The 21,047-nt window shown below is 69.9% G+C and carries 20 protein-coding genes and 1 tRNA gene; 9 read left to right on the top strand and 12 right to left on the bottom strand.

Annotated elements, in window-relative coordinates; translation table 11 throughout:
* Positions 1-76: 76 nt before the first annotated feature.
* The 9 genes from SPOPO_RS0108830 to dnaA all read right to left on the bottom strand — a co-directional run bounded on the left by SPOPO_RS0108830 (position 77) and on the right by dnaA (position 11,893).
* A tRNA-Ile gene (locus tag SPOPO_RS0108830) sits at positions 77-151 on the bottom strand.
* Positions 152-227: 76 nt separating this feature from the next.
* On the bottom strand, positions 228-1,103 hold the full coding sequence (locus SPOPO_RS31945; protein ID WP_019874423.1) for a DUF3566 domain-containing protein: 876 nt from the start codon (positions 1,101-1,103) through the stop codon (positions 228-230).
* Between the two features lie 3 nt (positions 1,104-1,106).
* Complete coding sequence (gene gyrA / locus SPOPO_RS28540) at positions 1,107-3,632, bottom strand: DNA gyrase subunit A (RefSeq protein WP_156870485.1); 2,526 nt, start codon at positions 3,630-3,632, stop codon at positions 1,107-1,109.
* Positions 3,633-3,696: 64 nt separating this feature from the next.
* A complete protein-coding gene (gene gyrB / locus SPOPO_RS0108815) occupies positions 3,697-5,739 on the bottom strand; it encodes a DNA topoisomerase (ATP-hydrolyzing) subunit B (RefSeq protein ID WP_028984628.1) in 2,043 nt (680 codons plus the stop codon).
* Between the two features lie 295 nt (positions 5,740-6,034).
* Positions 6,035-6,589 (bottom strand): DciA family protein, encoded by a 555-nt coding sequence (locus tag SPOPO_RS0108810; RefSeq protein WP_156869721.1) that lies wholly within the window; start codon positions 6,587-6,589, stop codon positions 6,035-6,037.
* Positions 6,579-7,715, bottom strand: a complete 1,137-nt coding sequence (recF, locus tag SPOPO_RS0108805) for a DNA replication/repair protein RecF (protein ID WP_019874419.1) — start codon at positions 7,713-7,715, stop codon at positions 6,579-6,581. The genes SPOPO_RS0108810 and recF overlap by 11 nt, the downstream gene beginning before the upstream one ends.
* Positions 7,716-7,803: 88 nt before the next feature.
* Entirely contained in the window at positions 7,804-8,739 is a 936-nt protein-coding gene (gene gnd / locus SPOPO_RS0108800; RefSeq protein WP_019874418.1) for a phosphogluconate dehydrogenase (NAD(+)-dependent, decarboxylating), read from the bottom strand.
* A gap of 65 nt (positions 8,740-8,804) precedes the next feature.
* Positions 8,805-9,929, bottom strand: a complete 1,125-nt coding sequence (dnaN, locus tag SPOPO_RS0108795) for a DNA polymerase III subunit beta (RefSeq protein WP_019874417.1) — start codon at positions 9,927-9,929, stop codon at positions 8,805-8,807.
* A gap of 533 nt (positions 9,930-10,462) precedes the next feature.
* A complete protein-coding gene (dnaA, locus tag SPOPO_RS0108790; RefSeq protein WP_019874416.1) occupies positions 10,463-11,893 on the bottom strand; it encodes a chromosomal replication initiator protein DnaA in 1,431 nt (476 codons plus the stop codon).
* 251 nt (positions 11,894-12,144) lie between these two features.
* Between dnaA and rpmH the strand changes: the two genes are divergently transcribed.
* The 9 genes from rpmH to SPOPO_RS0108745 all read left to right on the top strand — a co-directional run bounded on the left by rpmH (position 12,145) and on the right by SPOPO_RS0108745 (position 18,105).
* Positions 12,145-12,282, top strand: coding sequence for a 50S ribosomal protein L34 (rpmH, locus tag SPOPO_RS0108785; RefSeq protein WP_019874415.1), 138 nt, complete (start codon positions 12,145-12,147; stop codon positions 12,280-12,282).
* A gap of 9 nt (positions 12,283-12,291) precedes the next feature.
* A complete protein-coding gene (rnpA, locus tag SPOPO_RS0108780; RefSeq protein WP_019874414.1) occupies positions 12,292-12,651 on the top strand; it encodes a ribonuclease P protein component in 360 nt (119 codons plus the stop codon).
* A gap of 10 nt (positions 12,652-12,661) precedes the next feature.
* The gene (yidD, locus tag SPOPO_RS0108775; protein WP_019874413.1) at positions 12,662-12,925 is read left to right on the top strand and encodes a membrane protein insertion efficiency factor YidD; all 264 of its coding nucleotides are present in this window, start codon (positions 12,662-12,664) and stop codon (positions 12,923-12,925) included.
* Positions 12,922-13,917, top strand: coding sequence for a membrane protein insertase YidC (gene yidC, locus SPOPO_RS0108770; protein WP_019874412.1), 996 nt, complete (start codon positions 12,922-12,924; stop codon positions 13,915-13,917). Before yidD ends, yidC begins: the two co-directional genes overlap by 4 nt.
* A 216-nt stretch (positions 13,918-14,133) precedes the next feature.
* On the top strand, positions 14,134-14,589 hold the full coding sequence (locus SPOPO_RS35590) for a R3H domain-containing nucleic acid-binding protein (protein ID WP_051098530.1): 456 nt from the start codon (positions 14,134-14,136) through the stop codon (positions 14,587-14,589).
* The gene (gene rsmG / locus SPOPO_RS0108760) at positions 14,586-15,251 is read left to right on the top strand and encodes a 16S rRNA (guanine(527)-N(7))-methyltransferase RsmG (protein WP_019874410.1); all 666 of its coding nucleotides are present in this window, start codon (positions 14,586-14,588) and stop codon (positions 15,249-15,251) included. The genes SPOPO_RS35590 and rsmG overlap by 4 nt, the downstream gene beginning before the upstream one ends.
* Before the next feature lie 151 nt (positions 15,252-15,402).
* Positions 15,403-16,314: an AAA family ATPase gene (locus tag SPOPO_RS0108755; protein WP_019874409.1), complete on the top strand. Its 912-nt coding sequence runs from the start codon at positions 15,403-15,405 to the stop codon at positions 16,312-16,314.
* A gap of 62 nt (positions 16,315-16,376) precedes the next feature.
* Complete coding sequence (locus SPOPO_RS0108750) at positions 16,377-17,480, top strand: ParB/RepB/Spo0J family partition protein (protein ID WP_084670942.1); 1,104 nt, start codon at positions 16,377-16,379, stop codon at positions 17,478-17,480.
* A 7-nt stretch (positions 17,481-17,487) separates the two neighbouring features.
* A complete protein-coding gene (locus tag SPOPO_RS0108745) occupies positions 17,488-18,105 on the top strand; it encodes a GNAT family N-acetyltransferase (RefSeq protein ID WP_019874407.1) in 618 nt (205 codons plus the stop codon).
* Positions 18,106-18,228: 123 nt separating this feature from the next.
* On the opposite strand, the gene SPOPO_RS0108740 is transcribed toward SPOPO_RS0108745, so the two are convergent.
* The 3 genes from SPOPO_RS0108740 to trxB all read right to left on the bottom strand — a co-directional run bounded on the left by SPOPO_RS0108740 (position 18,229) and on the right by trxB (position 20,963).
* Complete coding sequence (locus tag SPOPO_RS0108740; RefSeq protein ID WP_033384961.1) at positions 18,229-19,419, bottom strand: N-acetylmuramoyl-L-alanine amidase; 1,191 nt, start codon at positions 19,417-19,419, stop codon at positions 18,229-18,231.
* Positions 19,420-19,587: 168 nt separating this feature from the next.
* A complete protein-coding gene (gene trxA, locus SPOPO_RS0108735) occupies positions 19,588-19,911 on the bottom strand; it encodes a thioredoxin (protein ID WP_019874405.1) in 324 nt (107 codons plus the stop codon).
* Positions 19,912-19,997: 86 nt separating this feature from the next.
* A complete protein-coding gene (gene trxB, locus SPOPO_RS0108730) occupies positions 19,998-20,963 on the bottom strand; it encodes a thioredoxin-disulfide reductase (RefSeq protein WP_028984627.1) in 966 nt (321 codons plus the stop codon).
* Positions 20,964-21,047: the final 84 nt, after the last annotated feature.

Here is a 21,047-nt window from a genome sequence, read left to right as displayed (position 1 = left end):
GCCGAGTCTCGTCGATCGCGTGCCGCGTCCTCGTAGGCGCTGTGCTCGTTCCAGGGACGGAACCGCAGGTCAGGGGTGGGCCTAGATGGACTTGAACCATCGACCTCTTCCTTATCAGGGAAGCGCTCTAACCAAGCTGAGCTATAGGCCCGGAGACCGGAGAAAGATACCCCAACGTCGAAGGCCCCACCCAATCGGATCGGGTGAGGCCTTCGAGACAGGTCTGACTACTCCTCTTCGGCGAGGGTGACCTCGACGCCGCCGACAAGGTCGGTGGAGATGTTGTACAGGTACGCGGCCAGCGTGGTGAGGGCCGTGATCATGACGATGTCGACCAGCGCCACGATCGTGGCCATGCCCAGCACGCGGGGCAGGGAGAAGAACGCGACGACGTCGAAGCCGGACGAGCCCTCCTCGCCGCTGATGTCGTCGACGGTGCTCGCGACGGTCGAGAAGAAGCCCATGAAGTCCAGCAGCAGCCAGAGCAGGGCGACCGCGACAAGCAGGATCACGCCGAGCGCGACCGAGAACAGGAACGAGACCTTCATCACCGACCACGGGTCGATGTTGGCGATCTTCAGGCGAGCGCGGCGCACGCGCGGGGCGCGGAGCGCGTCGCTGCTCTTGGTCCGGCCGAGCCGCGAGCGGGGGATCGGGGCATCAGACTTCAGCGGCTCCGCCTTCTCGCGCGCAGAGCCGGCGCGGGAGGGGGCGAGCGGGACCTTCTTGACCGGCTTCGCCGGGGGCGCGTCCACCACGGCGGACGCGGTCTTCGCCGGCGCGGACGAACCGGACGAACCGCCATTGGCGGACGCCGAGGCGTTGACCGGCGCGCTCGCGCTGCCGTTCGCCGAGGCCGGGACGCTGACCGGCTCCGCCGGCGTCAGGACCTCACCGTCGGTGACGGCCGGAGCGGCCACGATCTCGGGCTCGGTCTTGCGCTTGTCGGCAGTCACCGTCGCGGCCTTCGCCTCGACCTTCGACTTCTTGGACTCGGACTTGGACTCGGAAGCGCCGTCGTCCCCGCCGTTCTTGTCGGCGTCGGACCCACCCCGTCCGATGCCGAAGCGGGACAGACCCCCGCGGCCTTCCTTCGAGCTCATGGCTCAGTCCTCCCGATCGTCGGCGCCTCCCCCGGAGCCGCCCTGATCATCCCCGCCACTGTCGTCCGCCGTGGGCATCGACACCGAATCGGAATCTTCTTCCGTCCCGGTTTCGGAGTCCTCGTCCGAGGCCTCCGCGTTGCGCGCGATCGCTACGACACTGTCACCGTCGGCCACATTGATCAGCCGTACGCCCATGGTGGCACGACCGGTACGCCGAGGATCAGTACTTGTAATAACCGTTCGGATGACTCCGCCGTTCGAAGTGATGGCAAAAAGCTGCTCGCCTTCGGTCACGACCTGGGCACCCACGAGTTCGCCACGCTCGTCCGTTGTCTTCGCGGCCAAGGTGCCGAAGCCGCCGCGACCCTGGATCCGGTACTCGTCGCAGGCGGTCCGCTTGATGAACCCGTTCGCAGTAGCCACCACGAGGTCGGAGTCGGGCCGCACCAGCGCCATCGAGAGCAGGCTGTCGCCCTCCCGCAGCGCCATGCCGCGGACACCGCCGGTCGCGCGGCCCATCGGGCGCAGCGCGGTGTCGTCCGCCGTGAACCGGATCGACATCGCCTGCCGGCTGACGAGCAGCAGGTCGTCGGTGGGGGAGACCAGCACCGCGCCGATGACCTCGTCGTCCTCACGGAGGTTGATGGCGATGACACCGCCCTGCCGCGGGGAGTCGTACTCGGCGAGCGCCGTCTTCTTCACCTGACCGCTGCGCGTGGCCAGCACCAGGTACGGCGCCACCGAGTAGTCACGGAGGTAGACGACCTGCGCGATGGACTCGTCCGGCTGGAACGCGAGCAGGTTCGCGACGTGCATGCCCTTGGCGTCCCGCCCGGCATCGGGCAGTTGGTACGCCTTTGTCCGGTACACCCGCCCCTTGTTCGTGAAGAACAGGATCCAGTGGTGAGTCGTCGTCACGAAGAAGTGCTCGACGATGTCGTCCTGACGGAGCGAGGCCCCACGGACGCCCTTCCCGCCGCGCTTCTGCTCGCGGTACAGCGCCGTGGAGGTCCGCTTGGCGTAGCCGCCGCGCGTGATCGTGACGACCACGTCCTCCTCGGCGATGAGGTCCTCCATCGAGACCTCGCCCTCCCAGGGCAGGATCTCGGTGCGGCGCTCGTCGCCGTACTTCTCGACCGTGGCGGCGAGCTCCTCGGAGATGATCTGACGCTGCTTCTCCGGCGAGGCGAGGATCGCGTTGTACTCGGCGATGCGCGCCATCAGCTCGTCGTACTCGTCGATGATCTTCTGCCGCTCGAGGGCCGCGAGGCGGCGCAGCTGCATGTCGAGAATCGCGGTCGCCTGGAGCTCGTCGATCTCGAGCAGCGCCATGAGGCCGGTGCGCGCCTCCTCGACGGTGGGGCTGCGCCGGATGAGCGCGATGACCTCGTCGAGGGCGTCGAGCGCCTTGAGCAGCGCGCGCAGGATGTGGGCGCGCTCCTCGGCCTTGCGCAGGCGGTACTGCGTCCGCCGGACGATGACCTCGATCTGGTGCGCCACCCAGTGCCGCACGAACGCGTCGAGGCTGAGCGTGCGGGGCACGCCGTCGACGAGCGCAAGCATGTTGCAGCCGAAGGTGTCCTGCAGCTGGGTGTGCTTGTAGAGGTTGTTCAGCACGACCTGCGCGACGGCGTCGCGCTTGAGGACGATGACCAGGCGCTGGCCGGTGCGGGCCGAGGTCTCGTCGTTCAGCTCGGCGATGCCCTGCAGCTTGCCGTCGTTGACGAGCTCGGCGATCTTCGTCGCGAGGTTGTCCGGGTTGACCTGGTACGGCAGCGCGGTGACGACGAGCTGCGTGCGCCCCTTGGCGTTCTCCTCGACCTCGACGACGGCCCGCATCGTGACCGAGCCGCGGCCGGTGCGGTACGCGTCCTGGATACCGCGCAGCCCGATGATCTGAGCACCCGTCGGGAAGTCCGGGCCCTTGACCCGCTCGAGCAGCGCCTCGAGGAGTTCCTCCTTCGAGACCTCGAAGTTCTCGAGGTACCACTGCACGCCGGCCGCGACCTCGCGGAGGTTGTGCGGCGGGATGTTCGTCGCCATGCCGACGGCGATGCCGGCGCTGCCGTTGACGAGCAGGTTCGGGAACCGGGCCGGCAGGACGTCGGGCTCCTGCTGGCGCCCGTCGTAGTTGTCCGAGAAGTCGACGGTCTCCTCGTCGATGTCCCGGAGCATCTCCATCGCCAACGGGGCAAGGCGGCACTCGGTGTACCGCATCGCGGCCGCGGGGTCGTTGCCCGGCGAACCGAAGTTGCCGTTGCCGTCGACCAGCGGCATCCGCATCGACCACGGCTGCGCCAGACGCACGAGAGCGTCGTAGATCGCCGAGTCACCGTGCGGGTGGTAGTTGCCCATGACGTCGCCGACGACACGGGCGCACTTGTTGTAACCACGGTCCGGTCGGTACCCGCCGTCGTACATCGCGTAGAGCACGCGGCGGTGCACCGGCTTGAGGCCGTCGCGGACGTCCGGGAGCGCGCGCCCCACGATCACGCTCATCGCGTAGTCGAGGTAGGAGCGCTGCATCTCCACCTCGAGCGCGACAGGCTCGATGCGGTCCCCCGGCGGCGGGGGCGGGGCTGACGAAGTGTCAGATGTCAAGGAATCGCACGTCCTTCGCGTTGCGCTGGATGAAGCTGCGGCGGGACTCGACGTCCTCGCCCATCAGGATCGAGAACAACTCGTCGGCCAGAGCGGCCTCGTCGAGCGTGACCTGGAGCAGGATCCGGGTGGCCGGGTCCATGGTGGTGTCCCACAGCTCCTGCGCCGGCATCTCACCGAGACCCTTGAAGCGCTGGATGCCGTCTTCCTTCGGGATCTTCTTGCCGGCCTCGGCGCCGACCCGCAGCAGCGCGTCGCGCTCGCGGTCGGAATAGGCGTACTCGACGTTCGACTTCCCGCCGGGCCACTTGATCTTGTAGAGCGGCGGCTGCGCGAGGTACACGTGGCCGGCCTCGACGAGCGGCTTCATGAAGCGGAAGAGCAGCGTCAGCAGCAGCGTCCGGATGTGCTGGCCGTCGACGTCGGCGTCGGCCATCAGGATGATCTTGTGGTACCGGAGCTTGTTGATGTCGAACTCGTCGTGAATACCGGTGCCCAGGGCCGTGATGATCGCCTGGACCTCGGTGTTCTGGAGGACGCGGTCGATGCGCGCCTTCTCGACGTTAAGGATCTTGCCGCGGATCGGCAGGATCGCCTGCGTCATCGGGTCGCGGCCACCGACCGCGGAGCCGCCGGCCGAGTCACCCTCGACGATGTAGAGCTCGCACTTCTCCGGCTCGCGTGACTGACAGTCCCTCAGCTTGCCTGGCATGCCGCCACCGGTGAGCAGGCCCTTTCGCCCGCGCGCGAGGTCGCGCGCCTTGCGCGCCGCCATGCGCGCGGTCGCGGCATCGATCGCCTTGCGGGCGATGATCTTGCCCTCTTCCGGGTTCTGCTCGAACCACTGACCGAGCCGGTCGTTGAGGACGGTCTGCACGAAGGTGCGCGCCTCGGTGTTGCCGAGCTTCGTCTTGGTCTGACCCTCGAACTGAGGCTCCGACAGCTTGATCGAGACGATCGCGGTCAGGCCCTCGCGGATGTCCTCACCGGTGAGGTTCGGGTCCTTGTCCTTGAGGATCTTCCACTCGCGGCCGAACTTGTTGACCAGCGACGTGAGCGAGGAGCGGAAGCCCTCCTCGTGGGTGCCGCCCTCGTGGGTGTTGATCGTGTTCGCGAAGGTGAACACCGACTCGTTGAACGTGGTGTTCCACTGCATCGCGATCTCGAGCGCCATGTGCCGCTCGGTGTCCTCGGCCTCGAACGACAGGATCGTCTTGTGGTGCTCGCCCTTGGCGTCGTTGAGGTGGCGGACGTAGTCGACGATGCCGCCGGGGTACATGTAGCGGACCGACCGCGCGTGGGCGGGCTCGGTCTGCTCGATGGTCTCGTCCTCGAGTTCGACCGCGCGCTCGTCGGTGAGGGAGATCGTCAGGCCCTTGTTGAGGAAGGCCATCTCCTCGAACCGTCGACGCAGCGTCTCGAACGTGTAGTTCGTGGTCTCGAAGACCTCCGAGTCGGCCCAGAAGGTGACGGCCGTGCCGGTGCGGTCGGTCGTCTCACCCTTGGCGAGCGGGGCCTCGGGCACGCCGCGGCGGTAGGCCTGACGCCAGACGTACCCGTCGCGGTGGATCTCGACCTCGACCCGGGACGACAGCGCGTTCACCACGGAGACACCGACACCGTGGAGACCACCGGAGACCGCGTACCCGCCGCCGCCGAACTTGCCGCCGGCGTGCAGGACGGTGAGGACGACCTCGACGGCCGGCTTCTTCTCGACCGGGTGCTCGTCGACCGGGATGCCCCGGCCGTTGTCGACGACGCGGACGCCGCCGTCGGCCAGGATCGTGACGTCGACCTGGTCGCAGAACCCGGCCAGCGCCTCGTCCACAGAGTTGTCCACAACCTCGTACACCAGGTGGTGGAGACCGCGCTCGCCGGTGGACCCGATGTACATGCCGGGGCGCTTGCGGACCGCCTCGAGACCCTCGAGGACCTGGATCGCGCTGGCGTCGTAGGAGCGCAGTTCGCCGTTGTTGTTCGGCTGGGCCGACGACTCTGCCGCGGGGGTCGGGCCGGAGTTCGGATCTGCGATGGTGCCGGTCGCCGTACTGTTGCTGTCGACCACGAAAGCCGCCGTTCCCTCCGTCGAGCCCGGTCCGGCCCGGAAGGCCGACACCGCGCGTGTTCGGTTCCAGTCTACCGGTCCGGGGGGACACTCTGGCGCCGCGACGGCCTCTGGACGCGTCACAGGCGCGTCGAACCCCCGTTTGCGTGTCCCCCCACACGGGGGAGGGTCGGACCGTCAGGACGGGCGGTGCGAAAACGTACGGTCTATACCCAGGAAGTTGTCCCCAGGTGTGGAAAAACCTGGGGGTTCCCGGTTCGGCTCAGCCGTAGGTGTCCCGTGGACCGCGCCCGTCCTGGACCCGCAAGCGGCCCTTGCGCCAGCTGGGACCGGTGGGACCCTTGACGTCGATCCGCAGCACGGAGCCGTGCCCGAGCTCCGTGTTCAGGCGCCGCACGATGTCGGGCGCGAGCAGGCGCAACTGGGTCGCCCAGGCTGTGGACGACGCCCGGACGATCAGCACGGAATCCTCGTAGGAGACCGGTTCGGCGTGGGCCGCGATGTCCGAGCCCACGATCTCGGCCCAGCGATCCATCGCGTTGCCCATCGCGGCGGGGACCTCCCAGCCGCGTTCGGCGATCAGGCCGGCGAGCGCGTCGGAGATCAGCTGGGGATCGCGCGACCCACCCGTCCGGCGCTCGGCCCGGCGGGGTGCGCTGCGCGCACCCGGGGTGCGCGCCCGCTCCCGCGCGGCGGCGCGCGCCTCCGCGAGCGCGGCCCGGGCCAGGTCGATGCCCGACGTCCCGGCGCGGGCGCCGGGAGGGAGCCCGGCCGGCGGGTCCGGGGATTCGGGGGAGACCGGCACGTCAGCAGACACGGCGCACCTCGCCGGCCATCACGTCGTACCGGGCGCCGGAGAGCTCCTCGGGGACGTCGCCGGGCACCGCGGCGGTGATCAGCACCTGCTCCGCACGGCCGACGAGCTCGGCGAGGCGCGCGCGCCGCTGCGCGTCGAGCTCGGCGAACACGTCATCGAGGATCAGAACCGGGTCCATCCCGGACGCCCCGGTCTCGCGCAGCAGTTCGTAGGACGCCAGGCGCAGCGCGAGCGCGTACGACCACGACTCCCCGTGGCTCGCGTAGCCGCGCGCGGGGAGCGGGCCGAGGTTGAGCACGAGGTCGTCGCGGTGCGGTCCGACCAGCGAGATCCCCCGGTCGAGCTCCTGCGACCGCGCCGCGGAGATCGCCTCGAGCAGCTGGGCGGAGAGCAGATCCCGGTCGGCGCCGAGCTCGATCTCCGGGCCGAGCGAACTCTTGTAACTCATGGTCGCGGGCCCCCCGCCCGAGCTGACCTCGTCGTAGGCCTTCGCGACCAGCGGCTCGAGCGCCGCGACCAGCCGCAAGCGGGCGGCGAGCAGGTCGGCGCCGGCGGTCGCGAGGTGCGAGTCCCACACCTCGAGCGTCCGCAGGTCGCCCTTGCCCGAGCGCACGGTCGCGCCGGCGGTCTTGAGCAGCGCGTTCCGCTGCTTGAGGACCCGGTCGTAGTCCGCCCGGACGCCGGCCATGCGCGGGGACTGCACGGTGAGCAGTTCGTCGAGGAACCGACGCCGTTCGGAGGGGTCGCCCTTGACGATCGCCAGGTCCTCGGGGGCGAACAACACGGTGCGCAGCAGGCCGAGCACCTCACGGGGGCGCGGCACGTCCGCGCGGTTGATCCGGGCCCGGTTCGTCCTGCCCGGGCGAATCTCCAGTTCGACCAGCGCACGGCGGTCGTCCCGGACGATCCCCGCCCGCACGATGGCGCGCTCCGCACCGAGGCGCACCAGCGGCGCGTCGCCGGCGGCGCGGTGGCTGCCGAGGGTGGCGAGATAGCCGATCGCCTCGACCAGATTTGTCTTTCCCTGGCCGTTGAACCCGATGAACGCGCAGGCGCCGGGCACCAACTCGATCTCCGCGGCGGCGTAGGACCGGAAGTCCGTCAACGCCAGCGAATCGAGGTACACACCCTCATTGTCCGTCCCGGCGCCCGGCCGGGCGAGACCGGTGCGGAGTGTCGGACGTCCGATTCCGGCGGCCGTCGTGGCGATTCGTTCAGCCGACCGGCGGAGTGACGTCCGCGCCGGGCGCGTCGGCGCCCTTCTCGACCGAGCCGGCGGCCGAGGTGACCGCGTGGCCGCCGAACTGGTTGCGCAGCGCGGCGATCACCTTCATCGCGGGGGAGTCGTCCTGCCGCGACCCGAACCGCGCGAACAGCGCGGCGGTGATCACGGGCAGCGGGACGGCGTGGTCGATCGCGGCCTCGACGGTCCAGCGGCCCTCGCCGGAGTCCTGCGCGTAGCCGCGCAGCTCGGAGAGGTCGTCGTCCGCCTCGAGCGCCCGGTCGAGCAGGTCGAGCAGCCAGGACTGGATGACCGTGCCCTTGCGCCAGGACTTGATCACCGCGGGGACGTCGGTGACGACGTCGGACGCGGCGAGCAGCTCGTAGCCCTCGGCGTAGGCCTGCATCAGGCCGTACTCGATGCCGTTGTGGACCATCTTCGTGAAGTGACCCGCGCCGACCCCGCCGGCGTGGACGAATCCGAACTCGCCCTCGGGCTTGAGCGCGGCGAAGATCGGCATCAGCCGCTCGACGTCCGGGTCGGCGCCGCCGACCATCAGCGCGTAGCCGTTGGTCCGGCCCCACACACCGCCGGAGACACCCACGTCGACGAACCCGATGCCGCGGTCGCCGAGGTGGTTCGCGTGCTCGAGGTCGTCGGTCCAGCGGGAGTTGCCGCCGTCGATCACGACGTCGCCGGGGGAGAGCAGCTCGGCGAGCGTGTGGACGGTGGCGGTCGTCGGGCTGCCGTGCGGGACCATCACCCACACCGCGCGGGGCGCGGCCAGCGCGTCGACCAGCGCCTTCAGGTCCCCGACGTCGGACTTGGTCGCGTCGTGATCGAATCCCACGACCTCGTGCCCGGCGGCGCGAAGCCGCTCGGACATGTTGCCGCCCATGCGGCCCAGCCCGACCATCCCGATCTGCATGTACCTGTGTCCCGTCCGTCGTCCGTACGCACTGCCCCCGAGGGGCTCCCGGTCCGCTCGTGCAATTACCCGGAGAGACGGACCGGCATGAGCAGGTGACGGTACTCGCTGCTCTCCGCGCCTCCGTCGCCGGTGGAGCCGGTGATGACGGCCGGCTTGGTCGAGGTGGTGAACGCGAGCCGGGCGTGGGAGGTGTCGAGCGCGCCCAGACCGTCGAGCAGGTAGGTCGGGTTGAACGCGATCGCGATGTCCGGCCCGTCCAGGCGCGCCTCGAGCGCCTCGGACGCCGACGCCTCGTCACCCGAACCCGCCTCGAGCACCAGCTCGCCGGCGGCGAACGACAAGCGGACCGGGGTGTTCCGTTCGGCGACCAGCGACACGCGACGGACGGCCTCGAGGAACGGGGCGGTCTCGACGGTCGCGTACGAGAGCGACTCCGACGGCAGCAGCGACCGGTACTTGGGGAAATCCCCCTCGAGCAGGCGCGACGTGGTGCGCCGACCGCTGCTGGCCAGACCGACCAGACCCTCACCGGCGGCGCCGGCCGAGAGCGCGAGTTCGACCTCGCCGTTCATCGACTTGGCCGTGTCGGCCAGCGTCTTGGCCGGGACCAGCGCCTGTGCGGAGGTGCCGGGCTGCTCCGGCTTCCACGCAAACTCGCGGATCGCCAGGCGGTAGCGGTCGGTGGCCGCGAGGGTCACCGTGTCGCCCTCGATCTCGATCCGGATGCCGGTGAGGATCGGAAGCGTGTCGTCCCGGCCGGCCGCGACCGCGACCTGGGCGACCGCGTGCGCGAACACGTCGGCCGGCACCGTGCCGGAGCGGGTCGGCATGTCCGGCAGCGTCGGGTAGTCCTCGACCGGGAGCGTCAGCAGGCTGAATCGCGCGCTGCCGCAGACAAGGTTGACCTTCGTGCCCTCGACGGCGAGATCGACCGGCTTGTTGGGCAGGCTCTTGCAGATGTCGGCCAGCAACCGGCCGGACACGAGCGCCCGACCCTCGGCGGAGATGTCGGCCGAGACCTCGGCCCGGGCGGACACCTCGTAGTCGAAGCCGGACAACGCCAGCCCGTTCTCGTCCGCCGACAACATCAGGCCGGCCAGGACCGCCACCGGCGGACGGACCGGAAGACTCCGGGCGGTCCACGCGACCGCCTCGGCCAGAACGTCACGTTCGACCCGGAATTTCACCGGTCACCGCCTCCACTAGTCCGGGCGAACCCGGGTACAACCCCGTTGTCAGACCTCGCGGACTTCGCGACCCGAGGCTGGAACCGGACGGCCCGCCGGTACGTCATAGCGCGCAAGTCTGACAGGCGAGGATCTCCCCAGATGCTCCCGGTTCCAGGCTTGTCGTGTCCATTCTCCGGAGATCGAGAAGTAGTCGTTCTTCTTAGGAGCGGTGGATTGTGTGGACAGCCGCATCTGCCCAGGTCAGCGAGGGGCCGGCGTCCACGGGCCCTGTGAACAGCCGGTGGGCGGGCCGTGCACGAACGAACCGTTCGAGCGCTCGAGCCGGAATCGTGCGATTCGTCCCCACGTTCGATGCACAGCCTCGTCCCCGGATCGTTCACCGGCCATCCACACCGAGCGGTCGACAAACGCCGAACGGTCACTCTCTTAGACACTTTTCAGCATCCACAGGGTTGTACACACCTGTGGGTTGGTGACAAAGGCGACCCTCAGGCTCGGCACAGCCGCCCGGGGACGGCGCCCGCCGGTGCTCAGGCGTTGCGGGTCTGCTGCTTGATCCGGTTCGTCAGCTCGGTGACCTGGCTGTAGACGGAGCGACGCTCGGCCATGAGCTGGCGGATCTTGCGCTCGGCGTGCATCACCGTGGTGTGGTCGCGGCCGCCGAAGGCCTGGCCGATCTTCGGCAGGGACATCTCGGTGAGCTCGCGGCACAGGTACATCGCGATCTGGCGGGCCGTCACGAGGACGCGCGAACGGGACTGCCCACAGAGGTCGTCGATCGAGATGCCGAAGTACTGCGCGGTCTGGGCCATGATCGTCGCGAGCGAGATCTCCGGGCCGGTGTGATCCGGAATCAGATCCTTGAGGACGATCTCGGCGAGCGAGAGGTCGACGACCTGCTTGTTCAGGCTCGCGAACGCGGTGACGCGGATGAGCGCGCCCTCGAGCTCGCGGATGTTCGCCGAGACCTTGCCGGCGATGTACTCCAGGACCTCCGGGGGAGCGTCCAGGCCCTCCTGCGCGGCCTTCTTCCGCAGGATCGCGATCCGGGTCTCGAGTTCGGGCGGCTGGACGTCGGTGATCAGGCCCCACTCGAACCGGTTGCGGAGGCGGTCCTCCAGCGTGACCAGCTGCTTCGGCGGCCGGTCGGAGGTGATGACGATCTGCTTCGAGGAGTTGTGGAGCGTGTTGAACGTGTGGAAGAACTCCTCCTGCGTCTGCTCCTTGTTCTCCAGGAACTGGATGTCGTCGATGAGCAGGACGTCGACGTTGCGGTAGCGGGCCCGGAAACTTTCTGCCCGACCGTCACGGATCGCGTTGATGAAGTCGTTCGTGAACTCCTCCGAGCTGACATAACGGACCCTCAGTCCGCGGAACAGCCCCGAGGTGTAGTGCCCGACGGCGTGGAGCAGGTGGGTCTTGCCGAGGCCGGAGTCGCCGTAGATGAACAGCGGGTTGTAGGCCTTGGCCGGCGCCTCGGCCGCAGCGACCGCCGCGGCGTGCGCGAACCGGTTGCTCGAGCCCGTGACGAACCGTTCGAAGACGTACTTGGGATTCAGCCGGGCGTCGGTGTCGGTGTTGACCTCCGCCAGCCGGACGCCCGGGGGGTCGCTGAGGTCACCGCCGGCGACGCGGTCGCCCTCGCCGCCCTCGTCCCAGTCCTCGTCGTCGGCGGTGCCGGGGGCGGCGTCGACGTTCGCGCCCTCGTCGACGGTCACCGCGATGCGCACGTCCTGGCCGGACTCGCGCGCCAGCGCCGCGGTGAGCTGCTCCCGCATGCGGGTCTCGATGATGTCGCGGGCGAACTCGGTCGGCGCGGCGAGCACCGCGGTGCCCTCGACCAGCGCGATCGGCCTGGTCAGGCGCAGAAAGGCCCGGTGATTCTGCGGCAGGTCGGCGAGGGTGGGGTCGAGCAGGGCGCGGTTCCAGAGCTGGGTCAGGTTCGGATCGTGGTCCGTCACGTCAGCGCCCTTCAGCGGTTCGACATCGATCCCCGGTTGTGGGGGGATCTGGTGGATTATGTCGGTTCGTGCAAGGCCTGCCGAGCCTCGTCCACAGACCGATCCACACCCTGGGGACGAGTGTGCGCACCGGCCGGTTTGACCGTCCGCGAGGGGGGTGCGTACCGTGTCCAGGTCGCGCTCGCGGTGGCGTGGAACTACGCGCGCCCGCCGGTGCCCGTCGCGACCCCAGACCCAGCAGGAGTGTCCTCGTGAGCAAGCGCACCTTCCAGCCGAACAACCGCCGTCGCGCCAAGACGCACGGTTTCCGGCTGCGCATGCGGACCCGCGCCGGCCGGGCGATCCTGACCGCGCGCCGAGCCAAGGGCCGCGCGCGCCTTTCCGCCTGATCGCGGACCATGCTCCCCGCCGGGAACCGGCTGCGCCGCGCCCCGGACTTCGCTGCCGCCGTACGCGGTGGCCGTCGCGTCGGCCGTTCCGCGCTGGTCCTGCACCTGCGGGAATCCGCGGCGCCGGCCGGGCGGGCCCTGCCGCTGCCGCCCCGTGTCGGGCTCGTCGTCGGGAAGACGGTGGGACCCGCGGTGACGCGCAATCGCGTCAAACGCCGGCTGCGCGAGGTGGTCCGGCCCCGCCTGGACGCCCTCTCGCCCGGTTCGATCCTCGTCATCCGGGCGCTCCCGTCGGCCGCGGCCGCCAGCTCTGCGGAGCTCGGGGCCGAGCTCGACGCCGGCTTGGCCCGGCTGCGGTCGCGGCGATGAGGTCCGGGCGATGAAATACCTGTTCATGGGCCTGATCCGGCTCTACCAGTGGACGGTCAGCGCCTGGCTCGGCCCGGTCTGCCGGTTCTACCCCTCGTGCTCGCACTACGGGTACGAGGCGTTCCGCGCGCACGGCACGTTGCGTGGTGGCTGGTTGACGGCCCGTCGCATCGTCCGGTGCAACCCCTGGAACGCCGGTGGGCTGGACTTCGTGCCCGAACCGCGTTCGCGTAGATTTCGCAGTTCACAGTCAGTCCAGGGAGTCACCCGGTGAAGATCTTCGAACCGCTGTACGACGCCGTTTCGTGGATCATTCTGACGTTCCACACCGGGTTCGACAGCCTCGGCCTGAGCCCGAGCTGGTCGTGGTGCCTGGCGATCGTGTGCCTCGTCGTCCTGATCCGCATCCTGCTGATCCCGCTGTTCGTGAAGCAGATCAAGTCGATGCGGGCGATGCAGCAGCTGCAGCCGGAGATCAAGAAGATCCAGCAGCGGTACAAGGGTGACCGGGAGCGGACCTCCCAGGAGCTGATGAAGCTCTACAAGGAGCACAACACCAACCCGTTGGCCAGCTGCTTCCCGATCCTCGCGCAGGCGCCGATCTTCTTCGCGCTCTACCAGGTGCTGAACAAGGTCTCCAAGGAGCAGGCCATCGGCGTGCTCGACCTCGAGGACGTCCGCAGTGCCCGGGACGCGGTGTTCCTCGGCGCCGGCCTGGACGAGAAGTTCATGGGCGCCGACTCCCTGACCGTTCAGATCGTCACGGTCATCATGATCCTCGCGATGAGCGGGTCGCAGTTCTACACGCAGCGCCAGCTGATGACGAAGAACATGCCGGCCAGCGCGATGGAAGCTTCGCCCTTCATGCGTCAGCAGAAGGTCATGATGTACCTGTTCCCGATCATGTTCGCGGTGTTCGGGATCAACTTCCCCGTCGGCGTCCTGCTCTACTGGCTGGTCTCGAACTTCTGGTCGATGGGCCAGCAGATGTACGTCATCCGGCGCATGCCCGCCGTCGGCAGCAAGGCGCACGACGCCATGCTCAAACGGCAGGAGAAGAAGGGCAAGAAGCGCCCCGACGAGGCTGTGACCAGCCCGTCCGATGATTCTGACGGTCCGTCATCGACGCCCTCGGGCCCGTCCGCGCCCGTGCGGGCGCGCGGTCCGCAGCCGGCGAAGAAGGCGGCCGCCAACGGGACGCCCGGTGTCCGGCAACAACCGCAGCGCCAGCCCAAGAGCAAGCGCGCCGGTTCGAAGAAGCGTTAGCACCACCAGGTCGATCGGACCGCGCCCCGTGTGCGGACCGGTCGCCCGCCGACCACGAAGGAGATCCACGCGGTGAGTCAGTCCGCAGAGCCCGCCGTCGACGACCTCGACCGCGACGACGTCGAGAGCACCGACGGCCCGAACGACGCCGCCACCGAGAACGGCGAGGGGGACGGCGCGAAGCGCCGCGGTCCCCGCAAGCCCTCGAAGGCTCGCCTGGCCGAGCTCGAGCAGGAGGGCGAGATCGCGGCGGACTACCTGGAGGGTCTGCTCGACATCGCCGACCTGGACGGCGACATCGACATGGACGTCGAGGGGGACCGCGCGGCGGTCTCGATCGTCGGTGCCGACCTCAAGCAGCTCGTCGGCAAGGACGGCCAGGTGCTGGAGGCGCTGCAGGAGCTCACGCGCCTCGCGGTCCTGCGCGCGACCGGGGAGCGGAGCCGGCTGATGCTCGACGTCGGCGGCTACCGTGCAGCCCGGCGCGAGGAGCTGACCGCGCTCGGCCGGAAGTCGGCCGAGGAGGTTCAGGCCAGCGGCAAGTCCGTGAAGCTGGCCCCGATGACCCCGTTCGAGCGGAAGATCGTGCACGACGCGATCGCCGACGCGGGTCTGCGCAGTGAGTCGGAGGGCGAGGAGCCCAACCGGCGTGTGGTGGTTCATCCCGCGTGAGCGCCGGGCCACCGGTCGCCCAGCTCGCGCCGTCGCCCCCGGAGGCGGCGCGCGAGCTCTTCGGCGAGCGGTTGGCCGTGGCGGAGGCCTTCACGCACCTGCTGGCGACGGCCGGTGTGGAGCGGGGGCTGATCGGCCCGCGGGAGGTGCCCCGTCTGTGGGAGCGCCATCTGCTCAACTGCGGCCGGCTCGGTCCGGAGCTGCGGGCGGGGGAGCACCTCGCCGACGTGGGTTCCGGGGCCGGGCTGCCGGGGCTGGTCGTCTCGTTGCTGCGGCCGGATGTGCCCGTCACCCTGATCGAGCCCATGGAGCGGCGGACCACCTTCCTGCGGGAAGCGGTGGCGGAGCTCGGGCTGGCGAACGTCACCGTGCGCCGGGACCGGGCCGAGGCCGCCCGGAATCTGTTCGGAACGTTCGACGTCGTCACCGCACGCGCGGTGGCTCCCCTGGAGAAGCTCGCCGGCTGGACCGTTCCGCTCCTGCGGCCCGGCGGCCGGCTGCTGGTGTTGAAGGGCTCGTCCGCCGCGGACGAACTCGCCGCTGCGCTTCCCCGGCTCGCTGCGCTCGGGGTGGTTGACCCCCAGGTGCGGACACTCGGGCCGGCGGAGGACCCGACGACTGTCATCGATGCCGTTGTTTCACGTGAAACGAAGACGCGGTAAGGGACACAGCTCGACAAGTACCGGAGAACTTGAGATCAGCGCCAAAGAGTTTCACGTGAAACATGTCGTCGGGCCGGTGGGCCCGGCTCCCCGGTTCGCTGTTTCACGTGAAACGGCCCCACAAGCGAGCACTTCAGGAAAGGACGCGGGTATGCAGTCGCACGACCCGGTCTACGGGACGCCCGCACCGGCGGCCCGCGATCCCCTGGACCAGGATCTGCCGATCGCCAGCGAGGCACGCACCGCAGCGGCCATCCGCGGCGGCGCGCTGCCCCGGATGCCGAAGCCGGCCCGGCGGCGGGTCATGGTCGTCGCGAACCAGAAGGGCGGCGTCGGGAAGACCACGACGACCGTCAATCTCGCCGCGGCGCTGGCGATGCACGGGCTCAAGGTCCTGGTCATCGACCTCGATCCCCAGGGCAACGCGTCCACCGCGCTCGGTGTCCCGCACCACTCCGGCGTGATGTCCACCTACGAGCTCCTTGTGGACGGCGCCGGCATCAAGGAGTGCGTGCAGGAGGTCGAGGGACTGCCGGGGCTCAGCTGTGTGCCGGCCACGATCGACCTCGCCGGCGCGGAGATCGAGCTCGTGTCCCTGGTGGCCCGGGAGTCGCGGCTGCTCAAGGCGATCGAGTCCTACACCGAGGACCTCGACTACGTCCTGATCGACTGCCCGCCGTCGCTCGGGCTCCTCACCATCAATGCGCTCGTTGCGAGCCGCGAGGTGCTCATCCCGATCCAGTGCGAGTACTACGCGCTGGAGGGGCTCGGCCAGTTGCTCCGCAACGTGGACATGGTCAAGGCCCACCTGAACCCTGAACTGAACGTCTCGACCATCCTGCTCACGATGTACGACTCCCGGACCCGCCTCGCGCAGCAGGTGGCGGAGGAGGTGCGGTCCCACTTCGGGGACATCGTGCTCCGCACCGCGGTGCCCCGCTCGGTCCGGATCTCCGAAGCCCCCAGCTACGGTCAGACCGTGATGACGTACGACCCGGGCTCGGCCGGCGCACTGACGTATCTCGAAGCCGCCCGCGAGATAGCCGCCGCCGGGGCGGTCTGACCGCGCACCCGCTCCACGCGTGTTTCACGTGAAACCCACCGCTCGACCGAAGGACGCACGCCGTGACTGACCGCCGCCGGGGACTGGGCCGCGGACTCGGAGCCCTGATTCCCACCAGCGCTCCGGCCGCCCCTCGCCCCACCGAGTCCGAGCCGGACGCCCCCACCGCCCCGGTTCCCACCGTGGTCTTGGCGCCGTCGGCGTCCCCTGCAGCGCCCGCGACGACCGTGCCGGACGAGCCCTCGGACCCGGAGCCGACAGCTGGGGCGGAGTCCCCCGGGCCCAGCTCGAGCGCGCCGAGCACACCGGCCGGATGGATCGACAGCGAGCCGGACAACCTGGTCGCGGGCGCCTACTTCGCGGAGCTCCCGCTCGACGCGATCACGCCGAACCCGAAGCAGCCGCGGCACGTCTTCGAGGAGGAGCAGCTCAACGAGCTCATCCACTCCCTCAAGGAGGTGGGCCTGCTCCAACCGATCGTCGTGCGGCCCCTCGGTGACGAGAAGTACGAGCTCATCATGGGGGAGCGGCGCTGGCGCGCCTCCCAGGCAGCCGGATTCGAGACGATCCCCGCGATCGTGCGCGAGACCGACGACGAGAAGATGCTCGTCGACGCCCTGCTGGAGAACCTGCACCGGGCCGCGCTGAACCCGCTCGAAGAGGCGGCGGCGTACGACCAGCTCCTCCAGGACTTCGAGTGCACGCACGAGGAGCTCGCGACGCGGATCGGCCGGTCCCGCCCGCAGATCTCCAACACGCTCCGGCTGCTCAAGCTGCCGCCGCCCGTGCAGCGCCGCGTCGCCGCCGGGGTGCTGTCGGCCGGGCACGCCCGGGCCCTGCTCGCGCTGGACGACGCGGCGGCGCAGGAGCACCTCGCCAACCGGATCGTCGCCGAAGGTCTCTCGGTCCGCACCGTCGAGGAGCTCATCTCGCTCGGGGACGCGGGCCCCAAGCCGGCGCGCAAGGTCCGCGCCGGCCGCCGCACCGCCCCGGCGCTTGACGACCTCGCCGCCACGCTGGGGGACCGGTGGGACACCCGCGTGAAGGTGCAGCTCGGGCAGAACAAGGGCCGCATCGTCGTCGAGTTCGCCTCGGTCGAGGATCTCGAACGCATTGTGGGGCTGATGTCCCCGGGTACGATGCTGGGGTCGCTTCGCGGAGAGTGAGCGGTTGATGACGCGCCGTCTGGTCAACATCACCCTCGACAACCTCGCCGAGCTGCCCGTCCGCTGCCGGAGCTGCGTGTACTGGGAGCTCGACCCGGTTGCGGCCGAACGTGCCGCGAAGGCGGGCGACCCGGCACTGGAGAAGGAGGCCTGGGTCTCCGCGACCCTCCTGGAGTGGGGCTCCTGCGGCAAGCTCGTCCAGGTCGACGGTGTGACCGCCGGCTACGCGGTCTTCTCCCCGCCGCTGTACGTCCCCCGCTCCGTCGCCTTCCCCACCAGTCCGGTCAGCGGCGACGCCGTCCTGCTCACCACCGCGCACGTGCTCCCCGAGTTCTCCGGGCAGGGCCTGGGCCGGATGCTGATCCAGGGGGTCGCCAAGGACCTGGTCCGCCGGGGCATCAAGGCGATCGAGGCCTTCGGCGACGCGAAGTGGGACAAGCCCGGCTGCCTCGTCCCCGCCGACTACCTCCTGGCCGTCGGCTTCAAGACCGTCCGGCCGCACCACCGCTACCCCCGGCTCCGGCTCGAGATCAAGAGCACCCTGAGTTGGCGGGAGGACGTCGAGGTCGCCCTCGAGCGGCTCCTCGGATCCATGGCCCCGGAGCCGGCGTTCCGACCGGTCTGACGCGCCATCAGATCAACCAGGGACCGCGACCGACGCCCCGTCAGAAGCGGCTCGGTGACAGCCGCAGAGAGTCACTGACGTCACGTCAGTGTCCCTGTGTCACAAGGGTTTCGCGCGTCCGGATCAGGAGCGCGAGCCGGACTCCGCCCACAGGCTGTCGACCCGCAGCGCGCCGGTCGGGGCGTCGTCCTCCGGGGGCAGGTAGAGCCGCTGGACGGCCACGAGAATGGCCTCCGCGACCACGTCGCGGAACGACGGGTCGGCGAGGCGGGCGGCGTCGCCCGGGTTCGTCAGATAACCCAGGTCGAGGCGCACGGCCGGCATCCGGGTGCGGCGCAGGAGGTCCCAGGTCTTGCCGTGCGTGCCGCAGTTCAGCAGGTCGGTGCGAGCGACGATCTCGCGCAGGACGAGCTCGGCGAACCGCTCACCCGTGGCGCTCGACTGGCCCCAGCGGTCGGTCCCGAAGTAGTACGTGGCGACGCCGTTCGGCAGCGGACTGGCGTGCGAGTCGACGTGCAGGGAGATGAACAGGTCCGCGCGGGCCTCGTTGGCGAACATCGCGCGCGACTCGTCGTCGACGTTGGTCCGCCGGGAGTGGCGGGCGCTGATCGCGCGCGTCAGGTACGCCTGGACGCCGGTGGCCGTGAGGCGCCCCTCGACGCGGGCGGCGAGGTCCTCGACGATGCTCGCCTCGGTCAGGCCGTTCGCCACGTTGCCGTGGTCGAGGCCGCCGTGCCCGGGGTCGATGACGATGACCTTGCCGCCGAGCCGGGGCCCGGAGCGGGCCAGCGCCTCGGCCTCGCGCAGGTTCTGGTGATGGCCGCCCGTGACCGTGCGCGCGAGCCGGTCCAGCGCCCGGAAGGTCTCCGGACCGCAGGTGCCGTCCGGGGTCACGCCGAGGCTGCGCTGCAGCTCGCGAAGGGCCTGCGCGGTGTCGGCACCGAAGATGCCGTCCACGCGGCCGCAGTTGAAGCCCATGTCGAGCAGCCGGCGCTGCAGGGCGGCCACGTCGTCGCCGCGGAGGAGCCGGCTGACCTGGTGGGACAGGACGCGGTCCCCGAGCCGGTAGCGGGCCTCTTCGAGGGCTTCCGCGCTCTCCCGGCCGACGAGGCCGTCCACGTTGAGCCCACGCTGCTGCTGGAAGTGCCGGACCGCGCGGTCGCAGGCCGCGTCGAAGACGGCCTCGTCCGGGTCGAGGACGGCCTCACCGGGGTCGGGGAGGAGCCCCAGCATCACGAGCTTGCGACGGATCTCCGCCACCGCGGGACCGGTGTCCCCGAGCCGGAGCACGGGGTGACGCCGCGAGTTGTCCAAGGCGCTCGCCTCCTCCGCACCACGGTCGGCGGCGGCTGCCGCACAGAGATTCAGGACAGAAACAGGACCAGCGTCCGAGCGTAGCCAGTGTGGCGGCCCGGGTCAGGCGAACGCCCCGGGCGCGCCGACCCGGGGCGTTGTGACGTGCGTGAAAGACCGCGAACGGCCTCAGACGTAGGCCGCCAGCTCGTTGAGGATCATCGGCTTCGGGCGCGCTCCGATGATCTGCTTGACGACCTCACCGCCGGAGTAGACGTTCATCGTCGGGATCGAGACGACGCCGTACTTCGCCGCGGTCTTCGGGTTCTCGTCGACGTTGAGCTTCACGATGCGGATCTTGCCGGCGTTCTCGGCCGCGATCTCCTCGAGAATCGGGGCGACCTGGCGGCAGGGGCCGCACCACGGTGCCCAGAAGTCCACGAGCACGGGTACCTCGGACGCGAGCACGTCAGTCGCGAAGGTGTCGTCGGTGACGGCTTCGATCGATCCCATCAGGGTTCTCCTGTTCGGTTGCCGGTCGGATGGCCGGCGGGATTGGCGGGAAGTTCGCGGGAATTCCAGCGGGTTGTGCGGACGGGTCAGGCCTCCACGAGCCCGCCGGTCTGACCGGCGTTGCCCTCGAGGGCGGCGAGGAAGCGCTCGGCGTCCAGCGCGGCGGCACAGCCGGTGCCGGCCGCGGTGATCGCCTGGCGGTAGATGTGGTCGACGACGTCGCCGCAGGCGAACACGCCGGGAAGGTTGGTCTTCGCGGTGGGGTGCTGGACGAGCACGTAGCCCTCGGCGTCGAGGTCGACCTGGCCACCGAACAGCTCCGAGCGGGGCTCGTGGCCGATCGCGACGAACAGGCCGGTGACCTCGAGCTTGGACTCCTCGCCGGTTCGGGTGTTGCGGACGACCACGCCGGAGAGCTTGCTCTCGCCGAGGATGTCGATCGGCTCGTGCTCGAGCAGGAACGTGATCTTCGGGTTGTCGAGCGCGCGCTGCTGCATGATCTTCGACGCCCGTAGTTCGTTGCGGCGGTGGATGACCGTCACCGAGCGGGCGAACCGCGCGAGGAAGGTCGCCTCCTCCATCGCGGAGTCGCCACCGCCGACGACGGCGATGTCCTGGTCGCGGAAGAAGAATCCGTCACAGGTGGCGCACCACGAGACGCCGTGCCCGGACAGCCGCTTCTCGTTCTCCAGGCCGAGCTCCTTGTACTTGGAGCCGGTCGCGATGATCACGGTCCGCGCGGAGTACTCGCCCGTCGCCGTCGAGACCTTCTTGATCTCGCCGGTCAGGTCGACCGCCACGACGTCGTCCGGCACGAGCTCGGCGCCGAAGCGCTCCGCCTGCGCGCGCATGGCCGTCATCAGGTCGGGGCCCTGCACACCCTCCGCGAAGCCGGGGAAGTTCTCGACCTCGGTGGTGTTCATGAGCGCGCCGCCCATCGTGACGGCACCTTCGAACACGAGCGGCTTGAGGTCCGCGCGCGCCGCGTAGATCGCCGCGGTGTAGCCGGCCGGCCCGGAGCCGATCACGATCACGTTCCGCACGTCTGTCACGCCAGGCCTTTCGCCGAGATCGGTGTCTTGCGGGTGGACCCCAGATCTCGGGGTCCACCGCCTTCAACCGATCCTAGGGGCGGG

This window comes from Sporichthya polymorpha DSM 43042, from assembly GCF_000384115.1.
GTDB classification, from domain to species: Bacteria; Actinomycetota; Actinomycetes; order Sporichthyales; family Sporichthyaceae; genus Sporichthya; species Sporichthya polymorpha.
Note: the sequence above shows the minus strand (reverse complement) of the source record. Positions and strands in the feature narration are given on the sequence as shown.